Origin of the sequence: Delftia sp. DS1230 (genome assembly GCF_040112715.1) — a bacterium.
Classification (GTDB): Bacteria; Pseudomonadota; Gammaproteobacteria; order Burkholderiales; family Burkholderiaceae_C; genus Comamonas; species Comamonas tsuruhatensis.
In genome coordinates this window covers 2,298,399-2,312,647 of record NZ_CP157763.1, presented here as the reverse complement: position 1 = coordinate 2,312,647, position 14,249 = coordinate 2,298,399, and the positions used below count along the sequence as shown (strand labels likewise).

15 protein-coding genes are annotated in these 14,249 nt (G+C 65.9%); 3 read left to right on the top strand and 12 right to left on the bottom strand.

Annotated features, from left to right (window positions below; all coding sequences use genetic code 11):
* A complete protein-coding gene (gene rpiB / locus AAN986_RS10320; RefSeq protein ID WP_047219423.1) occupies positions 1-474 on the bottom strand; it encodes a ribose 5-phosphate isomerase B in 474 nt (157 codons plus the stop codon).
* A gap of 294 nt (positions 475-768) precedes the next feature.
* Here rpiB and dhaL point away from each other — a divergent pair, with 294 nt between their 5' ends.
* Positions 769-2,565, top strand: coding sequence for a dihydroxyacetone kinase subunit DhaL (gene dhaL, locus AAN986_RS10315; RefSeq protein ID WP_047219424.1), 1,797 nt, complete (start codon positions 769-771; stop codon positions 2,563-2,565).
* Between the two features lie 3 nt (positions 2,566-2,568).
* Here dhaL and AAN986_RS10310 read toward each other — a convergent pair whose 3' ends face one another.
* The 7 genes from AAN986_RS10310 to AAN986_RS10280 all read right to left on the bottom strand — a co-directional run bounded on the left by AAN986_RS10310 (position 2,569) and on the right by AAN986_RS10280 (position 9,172).
* The gene (locus tag AAN986_RS10310; RefSeq protein ID WP_016453280.1) at positions 2,569-3,075 is read right to left on the bottom strand and encodes a disulfide bond formation protein B; all 507 of its coding nucleotides are present in this window, start codon (positions 3,073-3,075) and stop codon (positions 2,569-2,571) included.
* Between the two features lie 98 nt (positions 3,076-3,173).
* Positions 3,174-4,301, bottom strand: coding sequence for a sulfate ABC transporter ATP-binding protein (locus tag AAN986_RS10305; protein ID WP_349335623.1), 1,128 nt, complete (start codon positions 4,299-4,301; stop codon positions 3,174-3,176).
* Between the two features lie 37 nt (positions 4,302-4,338).
* The gene (gene cysW / locus AAN986_RS10300) at positions 4,339-5,355 is read right to left on the bottom strand and encodes a sulfate ABC transporter permease subunit CysW (RefSeq protein ID WP_082138151.1); all 1,017 of its coding nucleotides are present in this window, start codon (positions 5,353-5,355) and stop codon (positions 4,339-4,341) included.
* A 1-nt stretch (position 5,356) separates the two neighbouring features.
* Positions 5,357-6,262, bottom strand: a complete 906-nt coding sequence (gene cysT / locus AAN986_RS10295; RefSeq protein ID WP_013801696.1) for a sulfate ABC transporter permease subunit CysT — start codon at positions 6,260-6,262, stop codon at positions 5,357-5,359.
* 74 nt (positions 6,263-6,336) lie between these two features.
* Complete coding sequence (gene rpsI / locus AAN986_RS10290) at positions 6,337-7,338, bottom strand: 30S ribosomal protein S9 (RefSeq protein WP_026062880.1); 1,002 nt, start codon at positions 7,336-7,338, stop codon at positions 6,337-6,339.
* Positions 7,339-7,495: 157 nt separating this feature from the next.
* Entirely contained in the window at positions 7,496-8,131 is a 636-nt protein-coding gene (locus AAN986_RS10285; protein ID WP_047326869.1) for an alpha/beta hydrolase, read from the bottom strand.
* 111 nt (positions 8,132-8,242) lie between these two features.
* Positions 8,243-9,172, bottom strand: coding sequence for a LysR family transcriptional regulator (locus AAN986_RS10280; protein ID WP_016448262.1), 930 nt, complete (start codon positions 9,170-9,172; stop codon positions 8,243-8,245).
* Positions 9,173-9,347: 175 nt separating this feature from the next.
* On the opposite strand from AAN986_RS10280, the gene AAN986_RS10275 reads away from it, so the two are divergent.
* Positions 9,348-9,986, top strand: a complete 639-nt coding sequence (locus AAN986_RS10275; RefSeq protein ID WP_047219433.1) for an FMN-dependent NADH-azoreductase — start codon at positions 9,348-9,350, stop codon at positions 9,984-9,986.
* 87 nt (positions 9,987-10,073) lie between these two features.
* On the opposite strand, the gene AAN986_RS10270 is transcribed toward AAN986_RS10275, so the two are convergent.
* Entirely contained in the window at positions 10,074-11,189 is a 1,116-nt protein-coding gene (locus tag AAN986_RS10270) for a hypothetical protein (protein ID WP_026062879.1), read from the bottom strand.
* Between the two features lie 263 nt (positions 11,190-11,452).
* Here AAN986_RS10270 and AAN986_RS10265 point away from each other — a divergent pair, with 263 nt between their 5' ends.
* Positions 11,453-11,935, top strand: a complete 483-nt coding sequence (locus tag AAN986_RS10265) for a hypothetical protein (protein WP_047219426.1) — start codon at positions 11,453-11,455, stop codon at positions 11,933-11,935.
* 91 nt (positions 11,936-12,026) lie between these two features.
* Here the strand turns inward: AAN986_RS10265 and AAN986_RS10260 are convergent, their stop codons facing one another.
* The 3 genes from AAN986_RS10260 to AAN986_RS10250 form a co-directional block, all read right to left on the bottom strand.
* Complete coding sequence (locus AAN986_RS10260; RefSeq protein WP_012206394.1) at positions 12,027-12,575, bottom strand: NAD(P)H-dependent oxidoreductase; 549 nt, start codon at positions 12,573-12,575, stop codon at positions 12,027-12,029.
* 95 nt (positions 12,576-12,670) lie between these two features.
* Positions 12,671-13,501 carry a MetQ/NlpA family ABC transporter substrate-binding protein gene (locus AAN986_RS10255; protein WP_013801689.1) on the bottom strand — a complete coding sequence of 277 codons (831 nt, stop codon included), beginning with the start codon at positions 13,499-13,501 and terminating at the stop codon, positions 12,671-12,673.
* 62 nt (positions 13,502-13,563) lie between these two features.
* Positions 13,564-14,229, bottom strand: a complete 666-nt coding sequence (locus tag AAN986_RS10250; protein ID WP_012206396.1) for a methionine ABC transporter permease — start codon at positions 14,227-14,229, stop codon at positions 13,564-13,566.
* Positions 14,230-14,249: the final 20 nt, after the last annotated feature.

Below are 14,249 nucleotides of genomic sequence, written 5' to 3'. Positions count from 1 at the left end.
TCACGCGCCCTGCCCGCGCCCGGCCGCGGCGGCCTGCGAGCGTTCAAAGCCGGTGATGGCATCCACCTTCAGGGCCGAGCTGCCGCCATCGAAGCGCGATGCAAGGAAGCGGTCCAAGATGGCCTTGGCCAGTTCCACCCCGATCACGCGCGAGCCCAGCGTGATGATCTGCGCGTCGTTGCTGCGGCTGGCGCGCTCGGCCGAATAGGTGTCATGGGCCTGCGCGGCGCGGATGCCCGCCACCTTGTTGGCCGCAATGGCCATGCCTATGCCCGTGCCGCACAGGAGAACGCCGCGCTCATGGCGGCCCTGGACGATGGCCTGCGCCACCGCGATGCCGATGTCGGGGTAGAGCACCGGCTCGCCGTCGTGCGTGCCGAAGTCGGCCACTTCGTGGCCCTGGGCCAGCAGATGCTGCTTCACGGCGTTCTTGAGGTCGCAGGCGGCTTCGTCGCAGCCGATGGCCAGCTTCATGGCATCCCCTTCATTACAAAAGACCATCACATGATCATTTGATCAATGTTTTACGAGAGTCTTCTCAATAGAAGAGCAGTTGTCAAACAACGATAGCTATGTGAACCGGCAAAATGAATACGTAACCCGTTGAATTTTCTACGAAATTCATCAAATCCTATCGTTTTCCCTTGGCTATTGAATAGCCAAAAGGCATTGACATGCCAATTTCAACAAATCAAAAATGACCACTCAATGATCATATGAACAGTCTTCGGCACACCCGCCGGGACTGCACCTGGAGGAGACAACGGCATGACGACCAACCGCGTGATCAACGACCCCGACCGGGTGGTGGAGGACATGCTCCAGGGATGGATCGCCGCCCATGGCGACACCCTGCGCATCGACGCCGGCAATGCCCGCGTCGTGCGCCTGCATGGCGCGCCACGCAGGGGCAAGGTGGGCATCGTGACGGGCGGCGGGTCGGGGCACGAGCCGGCCTTTCTGGGCTATGTGGGCGCAGGCCTGTGCGACGCCGCCGCCGTGGGCGAGGTCTTCTCGTCCCCCACGGCCAGAAGCTTCTACGACGCCATGCGCGCGGCCGATGGCGGCGCCGGCGTGGCCTGCCTGTATGGCAACTACGCGGGCGACAACATGAACGTGGCCATGGCCGTGCAGATGGCCACGACCGAAGGCATGGCGGTCAGGACCGTGGTGGCCAACGACGACGTGCCTTCTGCCGCGCGGGGCGACGAGGCCAGCCGCCGCGGCGTGGCCGGCGAGATCCTGATGTGGAAGGTGGCGGGCGCCCGGGCGGCCATGGGTGCCAGCCTCGACGAAGTCATCGCCATCGCCCGGCACGCCATGGCCCGCACGCGCAGCATCGGCATCGGCCTGTCGGCATGCACCATTCCCGCCGTGGGCAAGGCCAATTTCCATATCGAGCGCGGCAGCATGGAGGTGGGCATTGGCCACCATGGCGAGCCCGGCATGTCCGTGCACCGCACGGCCACGGCGGCCGATATGGCCGAGCGCATGCTGGACACCCTGCTGCCCGACCTGCCCTTCGCCCCGGGCGACCGCGTGGCCGTGCTGCTGTCCGGCCTGGGCGCCACGCCGCTGATGGAGCAGTACATCCTCTATGGCGAGGTGGCCCGGCGCCTGCAAGAACGCGGCATTCAGGTGGCCTTCCGGCTGGTGGGCAATCTCTTCACGTCGCTGGAGATGATGGGCATCACGCTCACGCTGATGCAGCTGGACGATGCGCTGGAAGCCTGCCTCAAGGCGCCCTGCCAGTCAGTCGCCCTGACCCTGGCCGGCGGGCTGCCGCCCCAGCCGCAGGAGGTCATTCCAACGCCGCCCTCTGTTCCGGCAAGGACGCCAGCACAGGCCCAGGAACAAGCACAAACCGCCCGCCCCCAAGCCGCAAGGCGCACCAGCAAAGGGCCGGCCATCGCGCTTGATGGCGCGGGCAGCATCGTGCGTGAACTGATCACGGCCATCGTCAGCCACCGAGAGTTCCTGAGCGAGATCGACGGCCTGATCGGCGATGGCGATCACGGCATCAACATGGCCAAGGGCTTTTCCGGCTGCGGCGCACGGCTTGATGCCATGGAGGCCAGCCAGGCGGCGCAGCTGCCTGCGGCGCTGCAGCAGCTGTCCCAGGCCTTGATGGACGATATCGGCGGCTCCATGGGCCCGCTGTACGGCAGCTTCTTCCAAGGCTTCGCCGATGTTCTTGGGCCGGAGCAGGAGATGGATGCCGCCCTGTTCGGCCAGGCCCTGGCGCGGGCCGTCGCCGATGTGCAGGAGATGGGCAAGGCCCGGGTGGGCGACAAGACCCTCATCGACACGCTGGCCCCGGCCCTGCAGGCCTACCGGCAATCGCTGCAGGCCGGCGCCGGCTTCCGCGAGGCGCTGCAGGCCATGGAGGCCGCGGCCGAGGCAGGCAAGGAATCCACGCGCCACCTGCAGGCCCGCATCGGGCGCTCGGCCCGGCTGGGGCCGCGCTCCATCGGCGTGCTGGACGCGGGCGCCACGTCCTGCTGGCTGATTCTGAGCACCCTGGCGCAGTCGCTGCAGCGGCGACTGGCGCAAGCCTCAGCCTAGGGCTCAGCGCCTGCGGGCAGCGCCGCGCACCAGCAGCACCAAAACGGCCACGCTCATGATGGCGAAGCAGATGAAGGACCAGTTGGCGATGGAGCCGCCCAGGAAGCTCCAGTCCACGGCAACGCAATCGCCCGAACCACGGAAGATCATGGGCACGGCACGGCTGATGGAGTAGTTCTCGATCATTCCGTAGAAGTCGCGCCCGCAGGTGGCGAACTCGGGCGGATACCACTGCAGCCAGCTCTGGCGCGCGGCGACGAAGGCGCCAAAGCCTGCGGCGACCAGCGCCGCGATGCCCCAACCCATCAGCCAGCCGCGCCCGCCGCGTGCGCTGCCCAGGCCCGCGAAGATGGCCACGCCGATCAATGCATAGCGCTGCACGATGCACATCGGGCAGGGCTCCAGCCCGACCACATGCTGCAGATACATGCCGAAGGCCAGCATGGCCACGCAGGCCAGGCTGATGAGCGCCAGGATGCGGCGCGGAGCGTTGTCAAACCATTGAAGCATTCTTGTCTTTCGTCACCCGGTTGAATGAAATCAGGGCTGCGGCGCCGGCCCGGCGCTGCAGCCCTGTTCAGCGGGTGCAGGAAACCGTTGCCGCGCCGTCAGATGCCAGCCGCCTCGTCCAGGAACACCTTGGCGCGGCGCGGTGTCACCACCAGGGTTTCCCCCTCGCGCAGCGCCATGTCCATGAACTGCTGCGCAGGAATCTGCGCCTCGATCAGGCCACCCTCTTCGGCATTGTCCGTGCTTTCGGTGCTCTCCGATGGAATAAGTTCCAGGCGCGCAATGGGCCCCACGACGATGGCGCGGGCCAGCTGCACGACGATGCCCGTGGGCCGTCCCTGGACGTCCAGGTTCTGGCCGGGCGAGTAGCGTTCCACCTCCAGATCGTGCGGGCGCACATAGGCGAAGGCCTTGCTGTCGCTGGCGCCCTTGGCGTCGTGGCTGTCCAGCTGGGTGCCGTCGTCCAGGTAGACGCGGCCATCGCTGGCGCGGCCCTTGAAGAGGTTGACGTCGCCCAGGAAGCCGTAGACGAAGGGCGTGGCCGGGTTGTCCCAGACCTGCTGGGGCGTGCCTTCCTGCTCGATGCGACCCTGGTTGATGACGACCACGCGGTCGGCCACTTCCAGTGCCTCTTCCTGGTCGTGGGTCACGAAGATGGAGGTCACATGCAGCTCGTCATGCAGGTGGCGCAACCAGCGGCGCAGCTCCTTGCGCACCTTGGCATCCAGCGCGCCGAAGGGCTCGTCGAGCAGCAGCACCTTGGGCTCCACCGCCAGGGCGCGGGCCAGCGCGATGCGCTGGCGCTGGCCACCCGACAGCTGGGACGGAAAGCGGTCCGCGATCCAGTCCAGCTGCACCAGCTTGAGCAGGCTCATCACCTTGTCGCGGATCTGGGCTTCGCTGGGGCGCTGGCTGCGGGGCTTCACGCGCAGGCCGAAGGCCACGTTCTCGAACACCGTCATGTGGCGGAACAGCGCGTAGTGCTGGAACACGAATCCCACGTTGCGCTCGCGCACATGGACATCGGTGGTGTCTTCGCCGCTGAAGTGGATGCTGCCCACGTCGGGCGTCTCCAGGCCCGCGATGATGCGCAGCAGCGTGGTCTTGCCGCAGCCCGAGGGGCCGAGCAGTGCGATGAGTTCGCCGGACTGGATGTCCAGGCTCACATCGCGCAGGGCCTGGAAATCGCCGAACTGCTTGCTGACGTTGCGTATTTCAATGCTCATGGTCTTGCTCTTGCTTTTGTCTGGTCGGGGCCGAGGTTCAGGACACCTGCGGCACCTGGGATGCCTGGGAAGCCTGGGATGCCTGGGAAGACGCCGTGGGGCGCTCGGGAGGCAGGTCGGCAGCGGCCTTGGCCTGCTGCTCGGCACGCCACTCGGCCACCGACTTGATGACCAGGGTCACCAGCGCCAGCAGGGCCAGCAGCGAGGCGGCAGCGAAGGCGGCAACGGACTGGTACTCGTTGTAGAGGATCTCCACATGCAGCGGAATGGTGTTGGTCTGGCCGCGGATGTGGCCCGAGACCACCGACACCGCGCCGAACTCACCCATGGCACGCGCATTGCACAGGATCACGCCGTACAGCAGGCCCCACTTGATGTTGGGCACGGTGACCTTCCAGAAGGTCTGCCAGCCCGTGGCACCCAGCACGATGGCGGCCTGCTCCTCGTCGCTGCCCTGCGCCTGCATCAGCGGGATCAGCTCGCGGGCGATGAAGGGGAAGGTCACGAAGATGGTGGCCAGCACGATGCCGGGCACGGCGAAGATGATCTTGATGTCATGCTCGGCCAGCCAGGGGCCGAACCAGCCATGGGCACCGAACACCAGCACGTACATCAGGCCCGCCACCACAGGCGAGATCGAGAACGGCAGGTCGATCAGGGTGATCAGAAAGGCCTTGCCCCGGAACTCGAACTTGGCAATGCACCAGGCCGCCGCCACGCCGAACACCAGGTTCACCGGCACGGCGATCAGCGCCGTGATCAGCGTCAGCTTGATGGCCGACCAGGCATCGGGCTCCTGCAGGCCGGCGACATAGGCATCCCAGCCCTTGCGCAGCGCCTCGGTGAACACGGCCGCCAGCGGCAGCACCAGGAACAGGCCGATGAAGGTCAGCGCAATGCCCGTGAGAATCCAGCGCACAGCGCGCGGCTCGGTGGTGGAGAGCTTTTCACGCCGGCCCTTCGGGGGCGCCGTGAGCCTGTACAGCACCAGCACGGCGACCAGCACCGCGCCAATGATCTTGAGAAGCAATGCTTCCTGTGGAGACAACGCCATCTCAAGCCCCTCCCGAATGCTTGCGCTGCCATGCCTGCAGCGCGTTGATGACCAGCAGCATCACGAAGGAGAACAGCAGCATCACCACGGCCACGGCCGTGGCGCCTGCGTAGTCGTATTGCTCCAGCTTGCCGATGATGATCAGCGGTGTGATCTCGGAAATCATGGGCATGTTGCCCGCGATGAAGATGACCGAGCCGTACTCGCCGATGGCGCGCGCGAAGGCCATGGCAAAGCCCGTGAGCAGCGCGGGCGTGATGGCCGGCAGGATCACCTTGTAGAAGATCTGCCAGCGCGAGGCGCCCAGGCTGGTGGCAGCCTCTTCCAGCTCCTTCTCGGAGTCTTCCAGCACCGGCTGCACCGTGCGCACGACAAAGGGCAGGCCGATGAAGATCAGCGCAATGACCACGCCGTTCGGGTTGAAGGCCAGCTGGATGCCGTAGGGCTCCAGGTACTGGCCCACCCAGCCGTTGCCGGCCAGCAAGGCGGTCAGCGAAATGCCGGCCACGGCCGTGGGCAGGGCAAAGGGCAGATCGACGAGCGCATCGACGATCTTCTTGCCCGGGAACTTGTAGCGCACCAGCACCCAGGCGATCAGCAGGCCGAACACCAGGTTCACGCAGGCCGCCGCAAACGAGGCGCCAAACGTCAGCCGGTACGAGGCCAGCACGCGCGGCGAGGCCACGGCCTCCCAGAACTGGGGCCAGGTGAGCGAGAAGGTCTTGAACAGCAGTGCCGACAACGGGATCAGCACGATCAGGCTCAGATAAAACAGCGTATAGCCCAAGGTCAGCCCGAAGCCGGGCAAAACGCGCTTGGCGCCGCGCCCTTTGCGCGCCGCACCGGACGGTGCGGGCACAGGAGCGTCGGCGCCAGGCCTTGGGCTGGTCGGAACGGCAGACACCATGTTGGATTCCAAATCAGCCAGTGTGGGGAGGGGGCCTCAGGCGGACTGCGCCGCCTTCATGCCTGCTTGCGTGCTTACTTGCCGGGGACGTAGATCTTGTCGAACTGTCCGCCGTCGTTGAAGTGCACCTTCTGGGCTTCGGACAGCGAGCCGAAGTACTTGGCCACGGTGAACTGCTTGATGGGCTTGAACACGTCGGCGTGCTTCTTGAGCACGGCCTCGGAGCGGGGGCGCAGCGCGTGCTGTGCGGCGATTTCCTGGGCCTCGTCGGAGTACAGCCAGGCCAGGTAGTCGTGCGCCAGCTGGCCCGTGCCCTTCTTGGCCACGGTGCGCTCGACCACGGCCACGGGGTTCTCGGCCACGATGGACACCGAGGGATGGACGGCATCGACCTTGCCCTTGCCGAATTCGCGCTCCACGGAAACCACTTCGGACTCGAACGTGATCAGCACGTCGCCGATGTTGCGTTGCAGGAAGATGCTGGTCGCATCGCGGCCGCCCTTGCCCAGCACGGGCACGTTCTTGTATAGCTGCTGCACGAACTCGGCCGCCTGCGCGTCGGTGCCGCCCTTCTCGCGCACTGAACCCCAGGCCGCCAGGTAGGCGTAGCGGCCATTGCCGCCCGTCTTGGGATTGACCACCACGACCTTCACGTCGGGACGGGTCAGATCGCTCCAGTCCTTGATGTTCTTGGGGTTGCCGTTGCGCACCAGGAACAGCATGGTCGAGGTGGTGGGCGATGCGTCATTGGGGAATTTCTTGGCCCAGTCCTTGGCGACCACGCCGCTGTCGGCCAGGAACTGCACGTCGGTCGTGGTGTTGAAGGTCACCACATCGGCAGCCAGGCCGTCGTTGACGGCGCGCGCCTGGGCGCTGGAGCCGCCGTGCGACTGGTCCACCTTGATGTCCACGCCCTTGGTCTTCTTGTAGTGGGCGACGAAGGCGGCGTTGTAGTCCTTGTAGAACTCGCGCGCCACGTCGTAGGAGACGTTGAGTAGCTGGTTCTGCGCCGATACCGTTCCCGCGGCGGCCAGCGCCAGGGTGGCCAACAAAGTCTTGAGCTTCAAAGAATGCATGGTTCGCTGCCTTTTATTAGTGGACATCTCTGCGGTGGATTCACAGACAGTCACATTGTGCGAACGCTGGCTTAAAACTCAAAAGAATATATTTTTGTTTGTTAATGGCCTGCTTCCATATAAGAAGCCTGGTCCACCGTCTTCGCCAGCCGCCACCTCACAGCCCGGCGGCCCAGGGGGCGCCCGCGCCTGCCGGCACCGCTGCCCGTGCACCGGCAACGCGCGGCGCACGCACGGCAGGCCGGGGTTGCGCGGGCTGCCAGCTGTCACCCTGCATCAACGACTGCAGCAGCGCCAGGCCCAGGGGCCAGTCGCCGAAACCCGATTCGACATTGATGTGCCCCGCGTTCTGCAGCCGCACGAACTCGCTTCCCCAGGCTCGCGCATAGGCGCCGGCCCGGCGGATCGGACAGTAGGGATCGTTGCTGCTGGCCACCAGCACGCTGCGGTAGGGCAGCGGCGCATAGGGCACGGGCGCAAAGTCGGCCAGCTGGGCGCGGCGCTCGGGATCGGCCGGCGCCACCAGCAGCGCACCCTGCACGCGGGCGCTGGCCTCGGGCCCCATGTGCGCGGCCGTGATGCAGCCCAGGCTGTGGGCGGCCAGCACCACGGGCTCGGGCCGGGACAGCACCAGTTGCTCCAGCGCGGCCACCCAGGGTTCGCGGTGCGGCACGAGCCAGTCGTCCTGCTCCACGCGCTCGGCATGCGGCAGCTGCTGTGCCCACAGGCTTTGCCAGTGGTCAGGGCCGGAGTTGCGCCAGCCGGGCACGATGATGATGCGGTGGGGATTCATGGGTTCTCCTGGACTGTCCATTGCTGGACATGGGCCCCGATTTGTGGAGAACGCCGCCGACGATCCCAACGAACGATTTGTTGTTTTCTTATGGCGTGGCGGGGTGCAGCCTCAGCGCGCCACCGGCTCGCGCGTGGCGTGGCTGTTTCGCCCCGGCACGGTCTCTCCCAGGAAGTCCAGGAAATGCCGCACGGCCGGCGCCAGGCCGCGCCGCGAGGGGAAGACCGCATGCACGATGCCCTGCGGCGGCTCCCAGCCCGGCAGCAGATGGACCAGCCGGCCTTCGGCCAGTTCCTCATGGCACATGTAGTCGGGCAGCCAGCACATGCCGCTGCCGGCCAGCGCCGCGAATTTCAGCGTCAGCAGGTCATCCACCACATAGCGCGGCTGCAGCTGCAGGCGTTGCTCGCGGCCTTCGGGGCCGACCAGCAGCAGGCTGGACTGGCCATCCACCGCCGACATGGACATGCTGTCCAGGTGCTGCAGGTCGGCCAGTGCACGCGGCGTGCCCTGGCGCTCCAGCAGCTCCGGGCTGGCAACGAGGATCTGGCGCGCCACATCCAGCCGCTTGACGACCATGGAGCCGCTGTCCTCCAGACTGGGGCGCACGCGCAGCGCCACGTCGATGCCCTCCTCCACCAGGTTCACGGGCCGGTTGGTCACCTGCATTTCCACATGCACCAGCGGGCAGCGCTGCAGGAACTGGGGCATGAGCTCGCCCAGCACGGTCTGGGCCAGGGTGACGGGGCAGCTCACGCGGATGGTGCCGCGCGGCTCGGTCTGCACCTCGGCCACGGTGTCGGCGGCGGCCAGGGCCGCATCGCGCATGGCCTGGCAATGGCGCAGATAGGCCTCGCCCACCTGGGTCAGCGAGAGCTTGCGCGTGGTGCGCTGCAGCAGGCGCACTCCGAGCCGGGCCTCCAGTTCGGCCACGCGCCGCGACAGCCTGGACTTGGGTATGCCCAGCGCCCGCCCGGCAGAGGCGAAGCCGCCGCGCTCCACGACCTCGGCGAAGTACAGCATGTCGTTGAGATCCATCATGTCGCTCGTCCCTCCCTGTGCTCATTGGCTGCAAATTCAGGACAATCTATCGCAATTTCTGCGGCTTATCAAAGACTCTGTCCAAATTCACAATTGATCCCATCGTCGGCCCTACAAGCTTTCCCGAATGGCCGATCCCAACCGCGATCCCAACCGACATCCCAGGAGCTTTTCCATGCAAGTGCTGCACATCGACTCTTCCATCACCGGCGCCGCTTCGGTGTCCCGCCAGCTGACCGCCCAGACCGTGGCTGCCCTGGTGGCCGCCAATCCCGGCGCCAAGGTCGAGTACCTGGATCTGGCCGTGAACGCCCCCGACCACCTGAACGCAGTGTCCATGGGCTTTCGCACCGGCCAGGCCGCCACGACGGAAGCCGAGCGCGCACAGAACGCCATCTCCGAAGCCCTGGTGAGCCAGTTCCTGGCGGCCGATGTGGTCGTGGTCGGCGCTCCGTTCTACAACTTCACCATCTCCAGCCAGCTCAAGGCCTGGATCGACCGCATCGCCCAGGGCGGCCGCACCTTCCGCTACACCGCAGCCGGCCCCGAAGGCCTGGCCAAGGGCAAGAAGGTCATCGTGGCCTCCACGCGCGGCGGTGTGTACTCCACCAGCGAAATGGGCCAGGCCCTGGAGCACCAGGAAAGCTACCTGAAGACGGTGTTCGGCTTCCTGGGCATCACCGATGTGAGCATCGTGCGCGCAGAAGGCGTGGCCATGGGCGATGAGTCCAAGGCCAAGGCCCTGGAATCGGCCCGCGACGACATCGTGCGTGCAGCGGCTGCCGCCAATCAGGAAGCGGCCATCGCCGCCTGAGCTCGGTCTTGCGCATAAAAAAGCGCAGGCACCCTGACCGGGGCGCCTGCGCTTTTTGCTGGCCGCCGAGCCTGGCAGCCGTCGCAATCAGCGCACCAGCGGACTGGTGCGAACGACGGCGTACGCGCCGGCGATCAACAAGCGGTCCTGGCGGTCGAAAGCAATGGCTTTGACGTGCAGCAGCTTGCCAGGCAGCGGCCCCAGCTCGTATGCCAGGGGTGCGCTGTCCACACGTCCTGCCACGATGCTGAGCTGCCCGCTATCCGAAAGCTTTTGGACCAGGGTGCTGCGGTTGCTGGTCACAACGTAGATGCCATTCCTGCTGTCCAGGGCCATGGAAGTCACGTTGTCATCCAGCCTAGCCAGCGTTTGGCCTGTCGTGTAGTTGAGGATTTCTCCACCACGGGCCACCAGCAGTTGCCCATTGCTGGCGACGGCGAGCGCGTTGAAACCTTCGCCTGGCAACGTGGTGACCTCACCATCGGCCGTGACCTGACGCAGCCTGTTCCCATCCAGCACGAACAGCCGGCCATCGGGCGTACGTCGCATGGCATGGGGGCCGGAAAAAATCGCTGCAGCGCCAACGCCATCCTTAGGGCCACTTGAATTGGGCCCACCACCGGCCAGCGCCCGCACTGCGCCCGATGCCTGCTGCACCCAGACTCCCATGCCATTGCGGGGCATGCCTCCACTGAAGACAGCGCACTCTGCACAGGTCAGGCCATCCGCAACAAAGACCTCGCCACTGCCACCTGCTGCAATAGCGCGCGGATACAGATAGTTGCGGGGCTCGCCCCAGTCGCGGTCACCCCCTGTGGAGAAGGTGGACACCACACCTTCCCCCGCAATCCGGCGAATGCGAGAGCGCTCGGGTGTGGGGCAAGGCGGCTGCGGTGACACAGGCGGATAAACATCTTCCGACACATAAATGTCGCCAAGCGGCGAAAGGGCGAGATCGGTGATTCTCGAAAACCGCGCCTGCGCGCCCACGCCGTTGACCTGACCACAGTGGTCCTGAGCCAGTGCGTCGGGCTTGCTTGCAAGCGAACCCGCCAGCAGCGACATCTGCACAGGCGCCGGCTGCGGCTCGACAACTGAGCCATTGCCATCGCCTCCCCCACCGCCGCACGCCGCCAATACGGTCACCAATGCCACGCTCAGCGCGGCGCCCCTGCACAGATTTTTCCAGCCCTTTTTTTGCATCTTGTCTCGCCCTTATGGATGAATGCCGTCATGAACGTCACGCCAGCAGTCTAGTGGGCGTTACCAAACAAAACAGGTATCCGCTTTTTCCGCTTCTTTGAAAAATCCAATGCCTGCCTGGCCTTGCACGACACACGAAGCTGTTAGGCTGAACCATCACCGCCATATTCGCGGCTTTGTCCGACACGAACCGTCTGTATTTCAGAAAGTCGGCGGACCTGCCGATATCCAGGCAGCCTCATTGCATTCACTGCCTTCCATCCATGCCAGCCACAAGTCCCCGCCCCCATGTCCGGCCCCGCGGCCCTGTCCATGCCCGCCCTCCGTCCGATGAAAACCTGGTGATCACGGTGATCGCCGTGTCCCTGCTGGCCATCACCGTGGTGGGCATTGGCGTCTACCAGTTCCTGCAGTACCAGCGCGAGCAGGATCAGGAGCAGCTCAATTCCCGCGTGTACCGCAGCTATGTGCGCAACACCGACGAGGCACCTGCGCCCGAGGAGCCCGATCAGCCCGCCGCCACGCCCACCCCCGCCAAGCCCAGCCAGCAGCAGCTGAACCAGGAAATGACGCGCAAGCTGCTGGCCCATCCCGGTGTGACGCCCGGTGCCGGCTTTTCGGCGCCCGGTGTCAAGTCGACCGGCGTGGTGATCATCGACGCCATCGACCAGGCCCAGGCGCGCGAGAAGGCATCGTCCGCCGCGCGCCCTGCTGCGGCGATTGCCAACCCGTCTCCCGCTTCCTGACGCTGCCTGAGTTCTGCGCTCGCAGGCCCCCCAACGCAAAAGCCCGGCATTGCCGGGCTTTTTTGTGTCTTGAGCGGCCTTGCCGCGCCGTTCACTGGTGCTTGCGCGCCCAGGCCGCGAACTTCTGCACGAAGCCGTTCACGAAATCGCGGCTGCCGGCGCCGATGGAGCCGTCTTCGGCAAACAGGCCGTCCTTGGCCTGAATGAAGATTTCGGGCTGGGCCAGCGTGGGCATGTCCAGGTAGGCCAGCACATTGCGCAGGTGCTGCTGCGCCAGCGCCGTGCCGATGGCACCCACGGAGACGCCGGCCACGGCAGCGGGCTTGCCGGCCCAGACGCTCTTGCCGTAGGGGCGCGAGCCCTGATCCAGCGCGTTCTTGAGCACGCCGGGAATCGAGCGGTTGTACTCGGGCGTCAGGAACAGCACGGCCTGGGCCGACTGGATCTGGGCGCGGAACTGCTTGACCACGTCCACCTCATTGCCGTCATGGTCCTGGTTGTACAGGGGCAGGTTGTCGATGGCGACCTGCTCGAAGACCAGGCCTTCGGGCGCCAGGCGCGCAATGGCGTCGGCGAATTTGCGGTTGAAGGAATCCTTGCGCAGGCTGCCCACGATGACAGCGACCTTGATCTGGCTCATGCATTGCTCCTGGAGGAAATGGCGGGAAACGGGCGGGAAAGAGGCGGGAGGGGCACCTCCCGCAAGCAGCCATTATGTGGCCGCCTTCAGCGGGCTCACTGTAGGAAGGAGGGCTTGGCGTAGCCCTGGAACTTGCTGTCCACCACGGCCTTGAATTCGGCGGAGCGGTAGACCTCGGCCAGGTCCTTGGCCCATGCCGTGCCCTGGTCCTTCTTCTTGATGGCCACCACGTTCAGGTAGTGGTCGGGGGTCTTTTCCAGCGAGACGGCCTCGGTCAGCTTCAGGCCCGAAGAGATGGCGAAATTGCCGTTGATGATGGCGTACTCGGTGTCGCCCAGCGAACGCGGCAGCTGTGCGGCTTCCAGCGGGATGAACTTGAGCTTGCGCGGGTTCTCGGCCAGGTCCTTTTCGGACACGCGCAGCGGATCGATGCCGGGCTTGGCCTTGATCAGCCCGGCCTGCTCCAGCAGCACCAGCGCACGCGCCAGGTTGCTCGGGTCGTTGGGCAGGGTCACGCGGTCGCCTTCCTTGGCCTCGGCCAGGGTCTTGCGGGTCTTGGAGTACACGCCCAGCGGGGCGATGGGGCCTTGCACCAGCTCCACCAGATCCAGCTTCTGGTCGGCCGCGAACTTCTGCAGGTAGACGCGGTGCTGGAAGAAGTTGGCATCCAGCGAGCCCTGGGCCAGCGCCAGGTTGGGCTGCACGTAGTCGTTGAACTCCACCAGCTTGACCTGGTAGCCCTTCTTTTGCAGCAGCGGCACGATGCCCTGCTTGAGCTGGTCGATGTTGGAGCCTGCCGTGCCGCCGATCACCAGCTGCTTCTTGTCGGCCTGGGCGTGGGCGGGCAGCGCCAGCACGCTGGCAGCGGCAAGGGCGGCGGCCGAGGCCAGCAGATGGCGGCGCACGAAGGAAAGGGATGCGGTCATGTCGGAATCCTTTTTTTGGGAAAGAGCGGGAAGAAAGAAGAAAGCGGGTCTGGACAGCGCGCTCAGCCGCGCTTGTCCAGGCGGCGGGCCGCCGTGTTGCCCACGAACTGGATGACCTGGACCATGGCCACGAGGATGGTCACGGTGAGCACCATCACATCGGTCTGGAAGCGGTAGTAGCCGTAGCGGATGGCCAGATCGCCAATGCCGCCGCCGCCCACCACGCCGGCAATGGCCGAGTACGACAGAAAGCTCACGGCCAGTACGGTCAGCGCCAGCACCAGGCCCGAACGCGCCTCGACGATGAGCACGCGCCAGACGATCTGCAGCTCCGAGGCGCCCATGGCGTGCGCGGCCTCGATCACGCCGCGCGGCACATCGCGCAGGCACTGGTCCACCAGGCGTGCCAGGTAGGGAATGGCTGCCACGGACAGCGGCACGGCCGCAGCCAGCGGGCCGATGGAGGTGCCGGCCAGCCAGCGCGTGAAGGGCACCAGCGCGACCAGCAAGATGATGAAGGGGAAGGACCGCACGGTATTGACCGTCCAGTTCAGCACGGCAAAGGCCGGGCGGTTGTCCAGCGACTGGCCGGGGCCAAGCAGGAACAGCAGCACGCCCAGCGGGCCGCCGATCAGCACGGCGGCCGACAGGCCGATGCCCAGCATCAAAAGGGTCTGGCCCATGGCCAGCCACAGCTCGGGCAGGATTTCGACGATGTTTTCAGACATGGGAATGCGGAATCGAAAAG